Origin of the sequence: Yimella sp. NH-Cas1 (assembly GCF_022359705.1) — a bacterium.
Taxonomy (GTDB): domain Bacteria; phylum Actinomycetota; class Actinomycetes; order Actinomycetales; family Dermatophilaceae; genus Yimella; species Yimella lutea.
The window spans coordinates 2,600,731-2,617,557 of record NZ_JAKSGG010000003.1; the positions used below are offsets into that span (position 1 = coordinate 2,600,731).

The window sequence follows — 16,827 nt, forward strand, 5'->3', positions numbered from 1 at the left end:
TCGGGCTCGGCACGTCTGTTGGCTACGATACGAGAACTTGTCCGAGCGGCCCAGGAGGGTCGACTAACGTTCGACGTCGCCGCGGGTCAGAACTGAGGACTTCATAGGGACAGTTCATCGGTCCGGGCAACCCAACAGACCAAGACCGCCATTGTTGCGACGCGCTCGCGCTCCTTGGCGCAGACGACCTCATCGCTTCTCCTGTCGACCCGAGGCCTTCTCCTGCCCGGTGCGGACGTTCCGCGCGAACGAGAAAGCCTTCGGCACGACCAGAGCCGCACCAATCGCGGCGGAAAGGCCACCCGCCAGCGACACCAGGAGCGAGCGCGGCGGCGCGTCTATACGCCGCGTGTGGGGCGAGCCACGCTCAGTATCCGGCCAGCTCTGACAGCTTCGCGGCGATTTCCGCGTCCCGCCCACGCGCAGCGTGCTGGTAGCGCAGGGCCGCCTGGGGCGTCGAGTGCCCAATCCGTGCCATGAGCTCCGCCAACGTCGCACCCGTCTGGGCCGCTAACACTGCACCGGTGTGGCGAAGATCGTGGATTCTCAGATCCGGCCGCCCAGCCACAGCCCGGGCCCGGTACCAGTGGCAATAAACGGTGTTCGGGTGCACCTGGGTCATCGGAGACTTCACCGCCGGGAACAACAGCGCATCGCGACCCGGCAGAACGAACTCCTCTAGATGCACTTCCGATATCGGGATCAAGTGTGGCGGGATCGCAACCGTCCGACGACCAGCCTCGCTCTTCGGATCCCCAACCGAGGCCTCCCCCGTGACCCGAACCACGGCGCGTTCAATGCGCACCAGGCCAGCACACAGGTCCAGATCACGCCGACGCAATTCGGCAACCTCCCCGAAGCGAAGCCCGCACCACGCACTGAGCAGAACCAACGCGCCGTACCGTGCGGGCAACTCGGCCATCAGCACCTTGAGCTCGTCAAGCGAGGCGGGCTCAACCGAATGCGCGCGCTTCGATGTGCCGGCGCCCCTGACCCTGCACGGGTTCGCAAGGATGACTTCATCGGCAACAGCCGTCGACATGATCGCTCGAAGCAGCCCGTAGACGTGAGCACGCTGTGTTGGAGTCTTCGGGTCGAGTTCGCTGTGCCAGACCCGCACCACCGCCGGCGTGATGTCCCTCAGCGACATGTCGCCGAACGCCGGAAGCAGGAACCGATCCAACTGCCGTCGATAGAGCGCGCGGGTCCGCGGCTTGATGTCGCGCTGCCCCAGCCATGCCTCGGCGTACGGCCCGAACGCCTCCGTGGCTCGGCGCACCTTGGCGCGCCGAGACTTCGTCGGCGACCACTCGTCGTCCTGGATGAGCCGACGCTCAGCGGCCAGCCAGCCCTCCGCGTCCGCCTTCGTCTGAAACGTCGACGCAGCTCAAGGAGAACCATGAAGCGGGATGGCAACGAACCGAGGATCTCCTCGAGCACCTCCCGCACTGCCCAATACTCAGCTTCTTCAAGGTCGTCGTCCTCGAACATGCCTGCGCCGGGCTACCGTGGCGGTGGTCGACGATGGAGACGATATGACGGCGCCACGGACACTGGGCCTGCCCGACGGGATCACCACCTGCCTGTTCGACCTGGACGGTGTGCTCACCGACACCGCGAGCGTGCATCGCACGGCATGGAAGGCGATGTTCGACGCGTACTTGCGTGATCGCGACGGCGAGGGTTTCGTGCCGTTCGACACCGACCGCGACTACACCCACTACGTCGACGGCAAGCCACGCGAGGACGGGGTCCGCGATTTCCTCGCTTCTCGGGGCATCACGCTGCCAGAGGGAACGCGCGACGACGCGCCCGGCGCCGCTACCGTCCGGGGGCTCGGGAATCGCAAGAACGAGCAGGTGCAGCAGGTGATCGCCCGCGACGGCGTGAGGGTGTACGAGGGTTCTCGCACGTACTTGGAGGCAACCAAGAAAGCAGGCCTTCACCGGATCGTCGTCTCGTCCAGCGCGAACACCGAGATGGTGCTGAGGGTCACCGGTCTCGATCGACTCGTCGAAGGCCGCGTCGACGGGGTCACGCTCGCGCGGCAGAACATCAAGGGCAAACCAGCGCCCGACTCCTTCCTGGCCGGAGCCGCACTCGTAGGAGCCCAGCCCGCGCAGGCGGCGGTCTTCGAGGACGCATTATCAGGCGTCGAGGCAGGGCGTGCCGGCCACTTCGGCTACGTCGTGGGCGTCGACCGGGTCGGTCACGCCGAGGCGTTGAGAAAGCACGGCGCCGACGTCGTGGTCGAAGACCTCGCCGACCTGCTGAGTGGAGGAACCCGATGACCGCACACCCGTCCGCGTTCACCGTCGAGCCCTGGAAGGTGCGCGAGATCGGGCTGAACTTCGACAATCTCGCCCAGGCCGAGTCGGTCTTCGCACTCGCCAACGGACACATCGGCGTCCGAGGCAATCTGGACGAGGGCGACCCCAGCGGTCTACCCGGCACGTACCTCAACTCCTTCTACGAGAAGCGTCCGCTGCCGTACGCCGAGGCGGGCTACGGCTACCCCGATTCCGGGCAGACCATCGTCAACGTCACCAACGGAAAACTCATCCGACTGCTCGTGGACGATCAGCCGTTGGATCTGCGCTACGGCGTCATCCACCACCACGAACGCACGCTCGACATGCGCACCGGGTTGCTGCACCGCGACCTGCTGTGGGAATCGCCCTCCCGCCGTCTGGTCCGGGTGCGGTCGACCCGGCTCGTGTCGTTCACCCAGCGAGCGATCCTCGCTGTCCGCTACCAGGTGGAGGCCGTCGACAACCCGCTGCGCGTGGTGATCCAGTCCGAGATGGTCACCAACGAGGAACTGCCCTCCGTCTCCGACGACCCACGCGTCGCGGCCGCGCTCAAGGATCCGCTGGTTCCTGAACTGCACAGCCACAATCACAACCGCTCACTGCTGATTCATCACACCCGGCAGAGCGGGCTTCGGATGGCGGCCGCCTGCGACCACGTCCTGCACAGTCCGGGCGTCGGCAGCCACACCTACGTCGAAGAAGACTGGAGTCGCACCACGATCGGCACCGACCTCGCCCCCGGCGAGACCCTCGGAATCACCAAGTTCGTCGCGTACGGCTGGTCCTCCCGCCGCACCATGCCCGCGCTGCGCGACCAGGTCGACGGCGCACTCTCGGCGGCGCTGCACACCGGTTGGCATTCGATGGTGCAGGAACAGGCCGCCTACGTCGAGGATTTCTGGGATGGCGCGGACGTCGAGGTGGACGGCGACCCGGTTGTCCAGCAAGCAGTCCGATTCGGACTCTGGCATGTGCTGCAAGCGGGAGCTCGCGCGGAGGGTCGCGGGATCGCAGCAAAGGGACTCACCGGTCCTGGCTACGACGGTCACTGCTTCTGGGACACCGAGAGCTACGTGCTTCCCGTGCTCACCGCAACCGCGCCACCGGCGGCACGCGACGCCCTCAGCTGGCGGCACTCGGTCCTGCCGTTCGCGCGAGAGCGCGCGCAGCACCTGAAGATGGAGGGCGCAGCGTTCCCGTGGCGCACGATCCGCGGACAGGAGTGCTCGGCCTACTGGCCTGCCGGCACCGCGGCCTTTCACATCAATGCCGATGTCGCCCTTGCCGCTGCACGCTACGTCTTCTGGACCGGCGACGAGATCTTCGACCGGGACATCGCGTTGACCATCCTGGTCGAGACCGCACGCCTGTGGGCCGGCCTGGGCTACCACGGCGACGACGGAAAGTTCCACATCGACGGCGTCACCGGGCCGGACGAATACACCGCCGTCGTCGGCGACAACACCTTCACCAACCTCATGGCGGCTCGCAACTTCCGGTACGCCGCCGACACAGCCCAGCGGTGGCCGGAGCAGGCAGCCGACTTGAACGTCACCGAGGACGAGATCGCGCAATGGCGATCCGCCGACGAGAGCATGGCCGTTCCGTTCGACACCGAACGCGATGTGTACCAACAGAATCGGGGAAGCACCGCCAACGAGGTGTGGGACTTCGACGCAACGCTGAAGGACGACGGCTATCCGCTGCTGCTCAACTACCCCTACTTCGAGATTTACCGCAAACAGGTCGTCAAACAGGCCGATCTGCTGCTGGCAATGCACTGGTGTGGTGACCGGTTCACGCGGGAGGAGAAAGCGAAGGCATTCGCCTACTACGAAACAATCACCGTGCGTGACTCCTCCTTGTCGGCGTGCACCCAGGCGGTCATGGCGGCCGAGGTCGGCCAACTCGAACTCGCCCACGCCTACCTCACCGAAGCAGCGGTGATGGATCTACGCGACCTCGAACACAACACCAAGGACGGCGTCCACGTCGCCTCGCTCGCCGGCGCCTGGTTGGCGCTGGTTGCCGGCTTCGGTGGGATGCGCGAGTACGACGGCCACCTGAGCTTCGCGCCGGTGCTGTCGCCGAAGATGCACCGTCTCGCCTTCTCCATCCGGTGGCGCGAGTACAAGATTCGGGTGAGCGTCACTCACGATCACGCGACCTATCAGTTGGAAGACGGCACCGACGGTCACTGCGAACTGCGCCACTACAACCACAAGTTCACGCTGACCACCTCCAAGCCGGTCAGCTTCCCCGTCGAACCTGTCCAGCCGCTCACTGCGCAGCCCACTCAACCCGTCGGACGCGCACCCGTATCACTGGATTGAAGGGCCGGGCCCACGGTCAGACCCGCGGGAGCTCTCGGTACTCGTCGAGGTGCTCGACCCGCTCCGGCGCAGGGTGCTCGGCCGGAACCTTCAGCACACCGTCCGGGTCGACAAGGACGACGCGACACCCCTCCTGCTGCACCCGTCGCAGTCCCTCGGCGATCATCACCCCGGCAACGCGGTCGATTGAGGACACCCGGCGCAGGTCGAGGACGAGGCGTTCGAGATCGGTGTCATCCTCGGCGATCTCGCGCAGCACCAGTTCGGCTCCGCTGAAACGCAATTCGCCCTGAAGGCTCAGGACCCGTACCAGATGTCCATCGCTCGTACGCATTCGACGGTCACGACGCACTGCCGACTGCGACTCTTCAGGGCTGTTCATGATGTGCAGACCCAAGTCGCGAGAAAGTCTGCGGCACAGGGTGATTCCACGAACGCTGTTGCCATGATCGTCCAGTCGCGGCGAGAAGGTCGCCAGCCCGACCTGACCGGAGAGCGCGCCCAGAATCCCGCCGCTGACCCCGCTCTTGGCCGGGAAACCGCAACTGGTCATCCAGTCGCCGGCCGCGTCGTACATGCCGCAGGTCATCATCACGCTGAGCACCTGGCGCACCACGTCGGTGTCGACCACGCGTTCGCCGGTGGCGGGCTGCACTCCCCCGTGTGCCAGCGTCGCGGCCATGCGGGCGAGGTCGCGGGTGGTCACCCGCAGCGAACACTGCCGGGTGTAGCCGCGGACCACATCGGCCGGGTCGCCGTCGATCACCCCGTAGGAGCGCAGCATGTTGGCGATGGCGCTGTTGCGATAGGCGTCCGCCAGCTCCGATTCGAACACCGCTTCGTCCACGTCCAGTTCACGGTCGGCGAAGGCAGACAGCCCTTGGCGCACCTTCTCGAAACGCTCGTCCGGGTCGCAGTCGGGGCCACCGATGAGCGCGTGACAGGTGAGCGCGCCTGCATTGATCATCGGGTTGAGCGGACGACCTGAGCCGGCCTCGAGCGACAGTTCGTTGAAGGGCTCGCCGCTGGGTTCGACGCCGATGCGTTTCACGACCGCGTCCACTCCGTGCTCCTGCAGCGCGAGTGCATAGACGAACGCCTTCGAGATCGATTGGATCGTGAAGGCGTTGTCAGCGTCACCCGCGCAGTAGAGGCTGCCGTCGGTCGTGCACACTGCGACCGCAAGCTGATCGGGGTCGACGTTGGCAAGTTCTGGAATGTAGTCGGCCAGCGCGCCACTGGTCTCATGCGCGCAGGAACTCAGGATCTCCTCGAGATAATCCGGTACCGGTGTCTTCACGAACCAACCGTAGGACGCCGCCAGGCGACAGCGGCGATGACCCCGTCGAAACCGGTCGGGACGTCCTCGACAACGAGCCCATACACATCCCGCCGATCCGCCGGCCACCCCAACTCACCGTGACGCGCAAGCTCCAGCACCACGTCGAGATCGAACGCACCCGCCTTGACCAGGGCCTCGGCTCGCACGAACGCTCGTCCGGTCACGCCCACGTCGGGCACGAGGAGGTCCGGATCGAGGAGGTCGATGTCGACGCCCAGCCTGTCGCCTCGGCAGGCCGCTGCTGCCGAGAAGCCGTGCGCGTGCGCCCACGACACCGACACGTCGTGATTCGTGACGACCGGACGGCCGTGCGGTCCTGCGCAGGAATCGCAACGCTGCACGAAATCGGCCGCCGGCCCCGGGCCACAGACCTGCGCGACGGCGTCCCGAGCAAGAAGCCGTGCAGCAAGGAAATCGTGTCGGTCGCACGGCCGACGCAACCTTTCCCAACGGGCTCGGTCGCTACCGGAGATCAGGCGCAACGGGTCGGGCTCGGGGTGCAGCCGCACCACCGAGCGCTGGATCAGCACCACCGGTTCCACGCCACGATCATCCCAGCAGACCTGAACCCCGGGCGCGCAGCAGGCGAACGTGGACTCCTTCTACTTCACCAACATCGCTCCTCAGATGGACAACTTCAACCGGGCAATGCGCGACGGACTCTGCTGCGTGCTCCTCGACGGCCCGACCGAGGAGTGTGACGAGGCGTTCGGCGTAACCGGCGAGCAGACAACCAGGCCGTCGTGCACCGGCGCTCACCCCGACAATGGCTTCATGCCCGATGCTCAGTTCCCCCACCCGATCACCGGACAGCTGTTCCCCTCGCCGGTACCACCGGGAACAGGATGGCCGGGCGATGAAGCCGACGCGTCCACTCCTGTCGCGCACACGTCCGACGAGGTCGCTTCGCTGGCCGGGAGCACGCCGCATCTCGCCGAACTGGACGCCCGGATCACCGTCTGCCGAGCCTGTCCTCGCCTGGTGACGTGGCGCGAGGAGGTCGCGAACAAGAAGCGTGCTTCCTTTGCCGCACAGCCGTATTGGGGTCGACCCGGTGCCGGCTTCGGCGACCCGGACGCTCGTGTCCTCGTCGTCGGACTCGCACCGGCTGCCAACGGCGCCAACCGCACCGGACGCATGTTCACCGGTGACCGTTCGGGCGACTGGTTGTACGCGGCATTCAACCGCGCCGGGTACGCCGGCCAGGCGTCGTCCGAACACGCGGGTGACGGCCTCGAACTCACCGATCTGCGCATCATCGCGTCCGTGCGCTGCGCCCCGCCGGACAACAAACCGACGACCGAGGAGAGGCGCACCTGTGCTCCGTGGCTCGACCGCGACCTGCAGTTCGCCGAACCGAACCTCTATTCGATTCTCGCTCTCGGTTCGATCGGCTGGGACTCCACGTTGGCGGCTGCTCGCCGACTGGGCTGGGACGTCCCGCGCCCGAAACCCAAGTTCGGCCACGGCGCAGTGGCGTTGTTGCAGAACGAAACTCGTCAGGTGAAGCTGGTCGGCAGCTATCACGTCAGTCAGCAGAACACGTTCACCGGCCGACTGACCGAGCAGATGCTGGACGCGGCGATCGGCCTGCTCGCGCCCTGAATCAGGACGAGCCGCGTGAGAAGGTCGTGCACATGGCTTCGGCCGCAACGCCGACGAACCCGTCCTGCTCGATGTCAACCAGCGCGCCCTGCTGAAGGCGCCCTGGCCCGACCATGGATTGACCGTACCCGGGGGGCACCCCCAACGGAGTGGAGAAGGATTGCTCCTCCTCAGAAGGATGACCGAGCCTTCTCAGTGAAAAGTAACCTTCTGGCCTGCGTCCCAGCGCATCTGACCGGGTCTCGATTGCGCCCGGTCAGATCGGTTCGAGGATGCGACGCAGGAAGTCCTGGGTGCGGGGGTTGCTCGGGTTGGAGATGACCTGCGCGGGCGAACCCTGCTCGACGATCAGACCCTGGTCGATGAAAAGCACCTGGTCGGCGACCTGGGCCGCGAACTTCACCTCGTGGGTGACGATCACCATCGACCAGCCCTCCTCGGCCAGATCGCGGATCACCCGCAGGACGTCGCCGACGAGTTCGGGGTCGAGGGCCGACGTGGGCTCGTCGAAGAGCACCAACTTCGGCTCCAGCGCGAGGGCTCGGGCAATGCCGACGCGCTGCTGCTGACCGCCGGACAGTTGGTAAGGGTATTTGTCGACATGGTCGGCCAGGCCGACCTTGGCCAGCAGGTCGAGCGCCTCGGCGCGCGCCGCTTCCTGCGAAACCCCTTGCACCACAACGGGCCCCTCGGTGACGTTCTCCAGGGCGGTGCGGTTCGGGAAGAGGTTGTAGGACTGGAAGACCATGGCGCTCTGAGCGCCGAGGCGGTTCAACGAAGCCTGCTGCGTCTTCGGCAGACGTCCGCGCTTGTTCGGGCGCACCTGGGAGAAGTCGACGGACGCGTCCGCGACCTCGACGGTGCCCGACTCGGGAAGTTCGAGGCCGTTGAGCGAACGCAGCAGCGTCGTCTTGCCCGAACCCGACGGCCCGAGGATGACGGTCACGCTGCCGGACGGCACGGTGAACGAGATGTCGTCGATCACCCGGTTGTCCCCGAAGGACTTGCGGAGGTTGGAGACCTGCACCAGTTCACTCATGCCACGAACCTGCTCACTCGCTTCTCGATGCGTGCTTGGAAGAACGACAGGACGACGCTGATCAGCCAGTAGTAGAGCGCCGCGAGGCTGTACAGCGTGAAGAACTTGAAGGTCGGGGCCGCCGCGATCTGCGCCTGACGCAGCAATTCGACGACCAGGATCGCCGAGGCGAGCGAGGTGCTCTTGACCAGGTCGATGAGCGTGTTCGACAACGGCGGGACGGCCGTCCGCGCGGCCTGCGGGATGATCACGCGGCGCAACGTCGTCCGATGATCCATGCCGATCGTCCGCGCTGCTTCCCACTGCCCACGAGGCACCGACTGGATCGCGGCCCGGATGATCTCCGCACCGTACCCGGCGACGTTCAGCGAGAAGCCGATGACCGCGGCGGTGAACGGCGCCAGTTTCCAACCGAACTGAGGCAGACCGAAGTAGATCAGCAACAACAGCACGAGCACCGGGATGCCGCGAAAGATCGAGATGAATAGCCGTGCCGGCAGGAACGCGAGCGGGTTGGTCGACATCCGCGCGATCGCCACACCGAGCGCGATGATCAGACCGATGACGAAGCTGATGATCGTCAGCGGGATCGTCACCTTGATGGCGGCCCACGCCATCGGCCAGGCGTTCTCGCGGATCATCTTCCAGTCCGTGATCGGCTCGGCCTTGGGGTTGAAGTACTTGTCGTACAGTCGCTGCGAGGTACCGTCGGCCTTGAGTTCGTTGATGCCCTTGTTCAGGACGGGCACGTAGCCCGAGTTCTTCCGGGCCGCGAGCACGGACTCCGACTTGTCGTCGGTCTCGGCGACGATCTTCACACCCGGGTTGTCGGTGGTGGCCAGGAAGTTGCGGACGGCCAGCTTGTCGTTGACCACGACGTCGACGCTGCCCTGGCGCAGGTTCTGGATCGCCTTGTCCATGCTGTCGACACCGACGACCTGCGCACCGTTCGCCTTCGCCGTCTGCGCCCAGTTGGACGTGAGGTTCTGGCCGGCCCGCTTGCCCTTGATGTCGGACAGCTTCTTGACGGAGTCGTCGTCCTCGGCCACCACGACGACACCGGTCGTCTCGATGTACGGGGTCGACAGGTCGTACAGACCTTCACGCTCGGGGTTCTTGGTGACCTGGTTGGCGACGACGTCGATGCGTCCGGACGACAAAGCCGCGAACATGGAGTCCCACGGCACCTCGACGAACTGGATGCGGACGCCGGCCTTGCGCCCCAGCGCCTCCATGAACTCGACGTCATACCCGGTGAGCTTGTTGCCCTGGTGGTAGCTGAACGGCGGGTACACACCCTCGGTGCCGACCCGCAGCACCTTCGGCAACTCCTGCACGGACGTCGGGGCCGGCGCAGCGGCCGCCGTGCCGCCTGATCCGAGCAACGTCGCGAGGACGACAAGGACGGCCGCGAGCGCAGCGACCGTACGCGAGGTGATGGAACGCATGACGACCAGTTATACGCCGATCGATCGCTACCCACGAATCCCACTCAGGCACGCAACCGCCCGCAGAGACCCGTGGAATGCCGCCGATGCGCGATTTCGCGCGGCTCACCGATTCGGGATCGAACCGTGCGGACTGTAAAGTGTGACCAATCCCCTTCATGTGAAGCCACCAGACGGAAGGACGCCTGGCGTGCTCTACGCACTCATTGCCGCACACGTGGTGGCGGGTGCATCGACCCCTTGGCTGGCCCGGTTCCTCGGGTCCCGAGCATTCTTCGTACTCGCCCTGGTTCCGTTCGCCGCCGGCGTCTGGTTGCTCACGCTCGCGCCCAGGATCACCTCCGGCGAGACGGTCGACGTCCGCCTGGACTGGATCCCCGGCCTCGGGGTCAGCCTCGACATGCACATCGGGCTGGTGCAGTGGGTCCTGGCGCTGATCGTCTGCTGGATCGGTGCCTGCGTGCTGATCTATTGCCGCTGGTACTTCGACAAGGAGATGCCGGTCCGCAGCGGATCGATCCTGACGATCTTCGCGGGCACGATGCTCGGTCTGGTCACCGCCGACGACCTGATCCTGATGTACGTCTTCTGGGAGCTGACCTCGGTCTTCTCCTACCTGCTCATCGCGCACGACGTGACCCGCCGGGCCAACCGCGGCGCCGCGAACACCGCACTGCTGGTCACCACCACCGGTGGTCTGGCGATGCTGATCGGCATCGTCGCCCTCGGCCACGAAGCAGGCACCTACTCCCTCAGCCAGATCATCGCCGCTCCTCCGTCGGGTGCGTTGGTGACCGTCGGCGTCCTGCTCATGCTGGTCGGAGCGCTCAGCAAGTCCGCGCTGATCCCCTTCCACTTCTGGCTACCCGGCGCGATGGCCGCCCCGACCCCGATCTCGGCGTACCTGCACGCCGCCGCGATGGTGAAGGCCGGCGTCTACCTGGTCGCCGTGCTCGCCCCGGCGTTCGCCGGCGTCGCCTTCTGGCGCCCGACCGTCCTGATCCTCGGCACCGCGACGATGCTGGTCGGCGGCTGGCGAGCCCTACGACAGACCGACCTCAAACTCCTGCTGGCCTACGGCACCGTCAGCCAGCTCGGATTCATGGTGCTGCTCGTCGGCGTCGGGACGCGGTCGGCGGCGCTCGCCGGCATGGCCCTGGTGATCGCACACGCGCTGTTCAAGTCGACGCTGTTCATGTGCGTCGGCATCATCGATCACAGCGCGGGTACCCGAAACCTCAACGAACTCAACGGAGTCGGCTACCGCGTCCCATGGCTGGCCGTCCTCGGCGGCCTGGCCGCCCTGTCGATGGCGGGTGTGCCCCCGCTGATCGGGTTCGTCACCAAGGAAGGCGCGTTCGAGTCGGTCACCTACCTGGTCAACGGTGAGCCCCCGTCGGTCAGCCCGCTGGCCGCGATCGTCGTCGCGTTCGCTCTCGTCTTCGGTTCGGCGCTGACCGTCGCCTACAGCCTGCGCTGGTGGTGGGGTGCCTTCGCACCCAAGGACGGCGCCCCCGTGCTGAACTGGCACCGTCCCGCCGTCGGCATGGTCGCCGTCCCCGTCGTCCTCGGGGCACTCAGCCTGGTCGGCGGATTCCTCGGCGCCCCGCTCACCGAACTCCTCGAGCCGTACGCGCAGAGCGTGCGCACCGGCACCCCGAGCCACGGACTCGCCCTGTGGCACGGCCTGGGATGGCCGCTGTTCATGTCCGTCGCCGCAGTCGTCGCCGGTATCGGCCTGTTCCTGGCCCGCGACCGCATCGCCGCCGTCCAGTCGACCTTCCCCAAGACCGTTGCAGCAGAAGAGATCTATCACCGCTCGATGCGCGGCATCGACCGTCTCGCTGTCGAGACCACGGCACGCACACAGCGCGGTTCGTTGTCGATCTACCTCGGCACGATCCTCATCGTGTTCGTCTCGCTGGCCACCTACTCCATGCTGCGCATCCAGCAGTGGCCCTCGGTCCGCCTCGCCGACAGTTGGGCGCAGATCCCGATCGCGATCGTCATGGTGTGGGCCGCGTTCCTCGCGGCCACCTCCCGCGGACGCCTGCGCGCGGTGCTACTCACCGGTGTCACCGGCTACAGCCTGGCGCTGATGTTCATGATCGCCGGCGCCCCCGACCTCGCCCTGACCCAGGTGCTCGTCGAGACCGTCAGCCTGGTCATCTTCGTCCTGGTCATCCGCAAATTGCCGCGCTACTTCACCAACCGCCCGCTGAGCTCCACCCGCTGGTGGCGCGTCCTGGTGGCGCTGCTCGTCGGCACCACCGTCACGCTGATCGCGCTCGTCACCGGCGGCGCACGCACCGCGGCACCGGTCAGCGAGGAGTGGTACGACGCAGCCTACGACTTCGGGTACGGCAAGAACATCGTCAACGTGGCCCTGGTCGACATGCGCGCCTGGGACACCTTCGGAGAGATCTCCGTGCTGGTCATCGCCGCCACCGGTGTCGCCTCGTTGATCTTCCTGCGCTCCCGCACCGCCACCGTCACCCGCACGTCCGAGGTGATGGAGACCCACGACGACGACCACAAGGACGACCGCAACCCCGGCGTCTGGCTGCGTGCCGGGCAGACGCTGTCGCCGCAGACGCGCTCGCTGGTGTTCGAGGTCGTCACCCGTCTGCTGTTCGGACTGCTGATCATCACCTCGCTGTACCTGCTGCTCGCCGGTCACAACCTGCCCGGTGGCGGGTTCGCCGGCGGCCTGGTCGCGGGCATGGCGCTGATGGTGCGTTACCTGACCGCCGGCCGCCACGAGTTGGACGAGGCCGCGCCTTTCGATGCCGGACGTCTGCTGGGCGCCGGACTGTTCACGGCGATCAGCTCCGCCATCATTCCCGTCGCGTTCGGCGGCAAGGTGCTGGAGAGCTACGACCTCCACGTCAACATCCCCGGTCCGGACTCATGGACGACGCCGTGGGGTGCGAACTGGCCGATGTTCGGTGAACTGCACCTGGTCTCCTCGACGCTGTTCGACATCGGTGTGTACCTCGTCGTCGTCGGCATGATCCTCGACCTCGCCCGCAGCCTCGGCTCCGGCATCGACGTCCACGCCCAGGAGGACATCGCCCCCATGCCGCTCGCCTCGTCCACCAAGGCGATCCCCGGTCAGGAGCGTCGTCGATGACCGCGAATCTGACCCTCAGCATCACCGCCGGACTCCTTGTCGCGGCCGGCGTCTACCTGCTGCTCGAACGCTCGCTGTCCCGGATCCTGATCGGGGTGGTGCTCTGCTCGAACGGCGTGAACCTGTTGTTCCTGAACGCAGCCGGCGACGCCGGCACACCACCGATCATCGGCATGTTCTCCCGCGAGACCGCGGCCGATCCCCTGCCGCAGGCCATGGTGCTCACCGCGATCGTCATCACCCTCGCCGTGTCGGCGTTCGTGCTCGCGATGGCGTACCGCAGCTTCCAACTGCACGGTCACGACGAGACGGCGGACGACGTCGAGGACTCCCGCATCCGCGAACTGGCCAAGAAGGACGAGGCGTCCGACTCCTTCGAGGAGACCACCTTCTCCGACAGCGGTGAGGACGTGGTGAGCGAATGAACAACCTGCTCCCCGTCCCCGTCCTGCTCACCATCTTCGGTGCCGGTGTCGCGCTGGCGCTCCCACGTCGTCCGCGCCTGCAGCGTGCCGTCTCGGTGCTGTGCCTTTCCGGCGTCATCGTCGTCGCCGCGATCCTCATGTGGCACACCGACCAGGAAGGTCCGCTGGCGCTGTGGATGGGTGACTGGCCGGCGCCGCTCGGCATCGTGCTGGTGGCAGACCGCCTGAGCGCGCTCATGCTGCTGGTCGCATCCGTGGTGGCCCTCGCCGTCCTGGTGTTCTCCACCGGCGCCGAACACGACGAGCAACGCCGCGACATCCCGGTCTCGATCTACCACCCGACCTTCCTGCTGCTGATCGCCGGCGTCTCCAACGCCTTCCTGGCCGGCGACCTGTTCAACCTGTTCGTCGGATTCGAGATCCTGCTGTTCGCGTCCTATGTGCTGCTCACCCTCGGCGGCACGGCCGACCGCATCCGGGCCGGCACGACCTACATCATCGTCAGCCTGCTGTCGTCGTCGCTGTTCCTCATCTCGATCGCCTCGATCTACGCGGCGACCGGCACCGTCAACATGGCGCAGCTGTCCCAGCGCCTGGGTGACCTGTCCGAGCCGGTGCAGTTGTTGTTGCACATGCTGTTGCTGGTCACCTTCTGCATCAAGGCGGCCGTCTTCCCGCTGTCGGCCTGGCTGCCGGACTCCTACCCCACCGCCCCGGCACCGGTCACGGCCGTGTTCGCCGGCCTGCTGACAAAGGTCGGTGTGTACGCGATCATCCGGACGCAGACATTGCTGTTCCCCGGCGAGCACCTGACCAACCTGTTGCTGGTGGCCGGTTTGCTCACGATGATCATCGGCATCCTGGGTGCGGTCGCGCAGACCGAGATCAAGCGGATGCTGTCGTTCACGCTGGTCAGCCACCTGGGCTACATGATCTTCGGCATCGCGGTCGCCAACCCCGCCGGCCTGGCCGCGACGATCTTCTACACCGCGCACCACATCACCATCCAGGCCACGTTGTTCCTGGTGACCGGGCTGATCGAACGCCGCGGTGGGTCGTCCGCCCTCGACAACCTCGGCGGACTGGCCAAGGTGTCACCGGTGCTGGCGTTCCTGTTCTTCCTGCCCGCGATGAACCTGGCCGGTATTCCGCCGATGTCCGGCTTCATCGGCAAGCTGGGCCTGATGCAGGGCGGTGCCGAACTCGGCACCCCGCTCGCCTGGGTGGTCGTCGTCGGCGGCATCGTCACCAGCCTGCTGACGCTGCTGGCGATGGCCAAGGTCTGGAACCGTGCGTTCTGGGGCACCTCCCCCAGCAAGCACGACGACGAGGAACTGCACGGAGCTGTCGCCGACGACCTTTCCGGCGACCGCCGTCCGATGCCGCCGCTGATGGTCGGTGCCACCGGTGCCCTGGTGCTGTTCAGCCTGTCGCTGACCTTCTTCGCCGGGCCGCTGTACGACTACACCGGCCGGGCGGCGGCGAACCTGACCGATCAGAGTTACGTCCGCGCCGTCCTCGGCGAGGTGCAGCCATGACCAACGCACGCGCCCGGATGCGCTTGCGTCCCGCCGCGGTGCTCAGCATGGCCGTGGTGTGGATGCTGTTGTGGGGGTCCCCGTCACCGGTAGCATTCCTCGGCGGCGTGTTGCTCGGTTGGCTGATCACGATCGTCTTCCCCTTGCCGCCGATCCACCTGTCCGGGCGTCCGCACCTGGTCGGTTGCATCGTCCTGCTCGGTCATCTGCTGCGCGATCTCGTCGTGTCGTCGGCCAGGATCATCCGCCTGACCTGGGGACGCGAGGTGCATCTTCGCTCCGGCATCGTGCGTACCGAGTTGTTCTCCGACAACGACCTCTACCAGGTGCAGGTCGCCGAACTGACCTCGCTCATTCCGGGCACTGTCGTCGTCGAGATCGTCCGTTCGCCACGACGTCTTTACCTGCACGTGCTCGACCTCGAGGGGGAGCACGCGATCGCCGGTGTTCGGCACCAGGTACTCGAGACGGAGCGGCGGGTACTTCGAGCGTTCGGCACGAAGCAGGAGCAGGACGCCTTCGAGACCGCCTGCGTCAAGCTGCCGCCCACAGCCACCCGCCGCGACGAATGGGAGGTCGAGGAATGATTTTGGTTGCACACGTCATCATCGGCATCGCAGCCGTCGTGCTCTTCGCCTCCGCCCTGATCGCGGTCGGACGCATCGCACACGGCCCCAGCCAACTCGACCGCAGCGTCGCCGCCGACCTGATGGTCGCGGTCGTCATCGCATCCGTCGGACTCTGGGCGGCGTACTCCGACTCCTCCACCGAGATCAACGTGTTGCTGCTGCTGTCGATGCTCGGGTTCACCAGTGCCGTCGCCGTGTCGCGCATGGTGGCCGACCGAATGGTCAGCCGGCGCCGCTACGAGCAGACACACCACAGCGACCAGGAGAGCACGTCATGAACGGGTTCCTCGACCTGCTCGGCGCAATCCTGCTGCTGATCGGTTCGCTGCTGTGCCTGGGCGCGGCGGTCACGCTCGTCCGCTTCCCCGACCTCCTGTCGAAACTGCACGGAATCACCAAGCCACAGGTGCTCGGCATCATCGTGATCGCGCTCGGCATCGCATTGTCGCTGCGGACCTGGTACGCCGTGGGCATCTGCGTGCTGATCGTCTTCATGCAACTGTTCACCGCACCGGTCGCCGGCACGATGGTCAGTCGCAGCGCCTATCGCGCCGGCCTGATCGACTCCGACACCCTCGTCGTCGACGAACTCGCCGAAGACCTCGCCGACTCCGGCTTCGCACAACGCACATCCGACGACAACCAGTAACCCTGCGGTGAGTCGGGCGTCCGCTGAGTCTGCATGGCGACACCTGTCACGTACGACGTCGGCTGTGGCGCCTTCATCCCGATCGTGGGCGCGCTGGCCGCGGTCCCGACCGTGGCGGCGATCAACGCCGTCGCGCACCACCTGCTGGACTCCCCCGTTGCGGTGACCTTCCGATCAGGATGTGAGGGAGGGAAAGCCGGTGAAGGCATCGCGCAGGTCGGGCAGTGCGCAGCCCGGCGGTGGCTGGAGACAGGGCATGGGGGAAGCTCGCGACGGCGCCTGCTGTGCGTGCTGGCCCGACGAGCGAACGTCGGGTAAACCGCAGTGCGCTCTACCGGACTCACGTGAAATGCTCGACGCAGCAGATGCTCCTC

Annotated in this window: 15 protein-coding genes; 10 read left to right on the forward strand and 5 right to left on the reverse strand. The window is 66.5% G+C overall.

The window, feature by feature from the left end:
- Positions 1–367: 367 nt before the first annotated feature.
- Entirely contained in the window at positions 368–1,279 is a 912-nt protein-coding gene (locus MF407_RS12850) for a site-specific integrase (RefSeq protein WP_239702518.1), read from the reverse strand.
- A gap of 256 nt (positions 1,280–1,535) precedes the next feature.
- Here MF407_RS12850 and MF407_RS12855 point away from each other — a divergent pair, with 256 nt between their 5' ends.
- Both MF407_RS12855 and MF407_RS12860 read left to right on the forward strand, forming a co-directional pair.
- Positions 1,536–2,291: a beta-phosphoglucomutase family hydrolase gene (locus MF407_RS12855; protein WP_239702519.1), complete on the forward strand. Its 756-nt coding sequence runs from the start codon at positions 1,536–1,538 to the stop codon at positions 2,289–2,291.
- Entirely contained in the window at positions 2,288–4,645 is a 2,358-nt protein-coding gene (locus tag MF407_RS12860) for a glycosyl hydrolase family 65 protein (protein ID WP_239702520.1), read from the forward strand. The genes MF407_RS12855 and MF407_RS12860 overlap by 4 nt, the downstream gene beginning before the upstream one ends.
- Before the next feature lie 16 nt (positions 4,646–4,661).
- Here MF407_RS12860 and MF407_RS12865 read toward each other — a convergent pair whose 3' ends face one another.
- Entirely contained in the window at positions 4,662–5,945 is a 1,284-nt protein-coding gene (locus tag MF407_RS12865) for a glutaminase (RefSeq protein ID WP_239702521.1), read from the reverse strand.
- Positions 5,942–6,529 carry a hypothetical protein gene (locus tag MF407_RS12870; protein WP_239702522.1) on the reverse strand — a complete coding sequence of 196 codons (588 nt, stop codon included), beginning with the start codon at positions 6,527–6,529 and terminating at the stop codon, positions 5,942–5,944. Before MF407_RS12870 ends, MF407_RS12865 begins: the two co-directional genes overlap by 4 nt.
- A 232-nt stretch (positions 6,530–6,761) precedes the next feature.
- On the opposite strand from MF407_RS12870, the gene MF407_RS12875 reads away from it, so the two are divergent.
- Complete coding sequence (locus tag MF407_RS12875; protein ID WP_239702916.1) at positions 6,762–7,592, forward strand: uracil-DNA glycosylase; 831 nt, start codon at positions 6,762–6,764, stop codon at positions 7,590–7,592.
- 256 nt (positions 7,593–7,848) lie between these two features.
- On the opposite strand, the gene MF407_RS12880 is transcribed toward MF407_RS12875, so the two are convergent.
- Positions 7,849–8,631 (reverse strand): amino acid ABC transporter ATP-binding protein, encoded by a 783-nt coding sequence (locus MF407_RS12880; RefSeq protein WP_275578263.1) that lies wholly within the window; start codon positions 8,629–8,631, stop codon positions 7,849–7,851.
- Positions 8,628–10,079: an ABC transporter substrate-binding protein/permease gene (locus MF407_RS15940; protein ID WP_345770867.1), complete on the reverse strand. Its 1,452-nt coding sequence runs from the start codon at positions 10,077–10,079 to the stop codon at positions 8,628–8,630. Before MF407_RS15940 ends, MF407_RS12880 begins: the two co-directional genes overlap by 4 nt.
- A gap of 190 nt (positions 10,080–10,269) precedes the next feature.
- Here MF407_RS15940 and MF407_RS12895 point away from each other — a divergent pair, with 190 nt between their 5' ends.
- The 7 genes from MF407_RS12895 to MF407_RS12925 are packed head-to-tail and all read left to right on the forward strand — an operon-like array spanning position 10,270 to position 16,771.
- Positions 10,270–13,212 carry a Na+/H+ antiporter subunit A gene (locus MF407_RS12895; RefSeq protein ID WP_239702523.1) on the forward strand — a complete coding sequence of 981 codons (2,943 nt, stop codon included), beginning with the start codon at positions 10,270–10,272 and terminating at the stop codon, positions 13,210–13,212.
- On the forward strand, positions 13,209–13,637 hold the full coding sequence (locus MF407_RS12900; protein WP_129624208.1) for a Na(+)/H(+) antiporter subunit C: 429 nt from the start codon (positions 13,209–13,211) through the stop codon (positions 13,635–13,637). Before MF407_RS12895 ends, MF407_RS12900 begins: the two co-directional genes overlap by 4 nt.
- Entirely contained in the window at positions 13,634–15,175 is a 1,542-nt protein-coding gene (locus MF407_RS12905) for a Na+/H+ antiporter subunit D (protein ID WP_239702524.1), read from the forward strand. Before MF407_RS12900 ends, MF407_RS12905 begins: the two co-directional genes overlap by 4 nt.
- A complete protein-coding gene (locus MF407_RS12910; protein WP_239702525.1) occupies positions 15,172–15,762 on the forward strand; it encodes a Na+/H+ antiporter subunit E in 591 nt (196 codons plus the stop codon). Before MF407_RS12905 ends, MF407_RS12910 begins: the two co-directional genes overlap by 4 nt.
- A complete protein-coding gene (locus MF407_RS12915; RefSeq protein WP_239702526.1) occupies positions 15,759–16,082 on the forward strand; it encodes a monovalent cation/H+ antiporter complex subunit F in 324 nt (107 codons plus the stop codon). Before MF407_RS12910 ends, MF407_RS12915 begins: the two co-directional genes overlap by 4 nt.
- Entirely contained in the window at positions 16,079–16,453 is a 375-nt protein-coding gene (gene mnhG / locus MF407_RS12920; protein WP_129624212.1) for a monovalent cation/H(+) antiporter subunit G, read from the forward strand. The genes MF407_RS12915 and mnhG overlap by 4 nt, the downstream gene beginning before the upstream one ends.
- Before the next feature lie 33 nt (positions 16,454–16,486).
- Positions 16,487–16,771 carry a hypothetical protein gene (locus MF407_RS12925; protein WP_239702527.1) on the forward strand — a complete coding sequence of 95 codons (285 nt, stop codon included), beginning with the start codon at positions 16,487–16,489 and terminating at the stop codon, positions 16,769–16,771.
- Positions 16,772–16,827 lie beyond the last annotated feature (56 nt).

Bases quoted from the DNA above. Each gene is read 5' to 3' on its own strand.
- MF407_RS12855 (WP_239702519.1), top strand. From the start codon at position 1,536: ATGACGGCGCCACGGACACTGGGCCTGCCCGACGGGATCACCACCTGC.
- MF407_RS12925 (WP_239702527.1), top strand. From the start codon at position 16,487: ATGGCGACACCTGTCACGTACGACGTCGGCTGTGGCGCCTTCATCCCG.
- MF407_RS15940 (WP_345770867.1), bottom strand. From the start codon at position 10,079: ATGCGTTCCATCACCTCGCGTACGGTCGCTGCGCTCGCGGCCGTCCTT.
- MF407_RS12880 (WP_275578263.1), bottom strand. From the start codon at position 8,631: ATGAGTGAACTGGTGCAGGTCTCCAACCTCCGCAAGTCCTTCGGGGAC.
- MF407_RS12910 (WP_239702525.1), top strand. From the start codon at position 15,172: ATGACCAACGCACGCGCCCGGATGCGCTTGCGTCCCGCCGCGGTGCTC.
- MF407_RS12875 (WP_239702916.1), top strand. From the start codon at position 6,762: ATGCCCGATGCTCAGTTCCCCCACCCGATCACCGGACAGCTGTTCCCC.
- MF407_RS12900 (WP_129624208.1), top strand. From the start codon at position 13,209: ATGACCGCGAATCTGACCCTCAGCATCACCGCCGGACTCCTTGTCGCG.
- MF407_RS12905 (WP_239702524.1), top strand. From the start codon at position 13,634: ATGAACAACCTGCTCCCCGTCCCCGTCCTGCTCACCATCTTCGGTGCC.
- mnhG (WP_129624212.1), top strand. From the start codon at position 16,079: ATGAACGGGTTCCTCGACCTGCTCGGCGCAATCCTGCTGCTGATCGGT.
- MF407_RS12915 (WP_239702526.1), top strand. From the start codon at position 15,759: ATGATTTTGGTTGCACACGTCATCATCGGCATCGCAGCCGTCGTGCTC.
- MF407_RS12860 (WP_239702520.1), top strand. From the start codon at position 2,288: ATGACCGCACACCCGTCCGCGTTCACCGTCGAGCCCTGGAAGGTGCGC.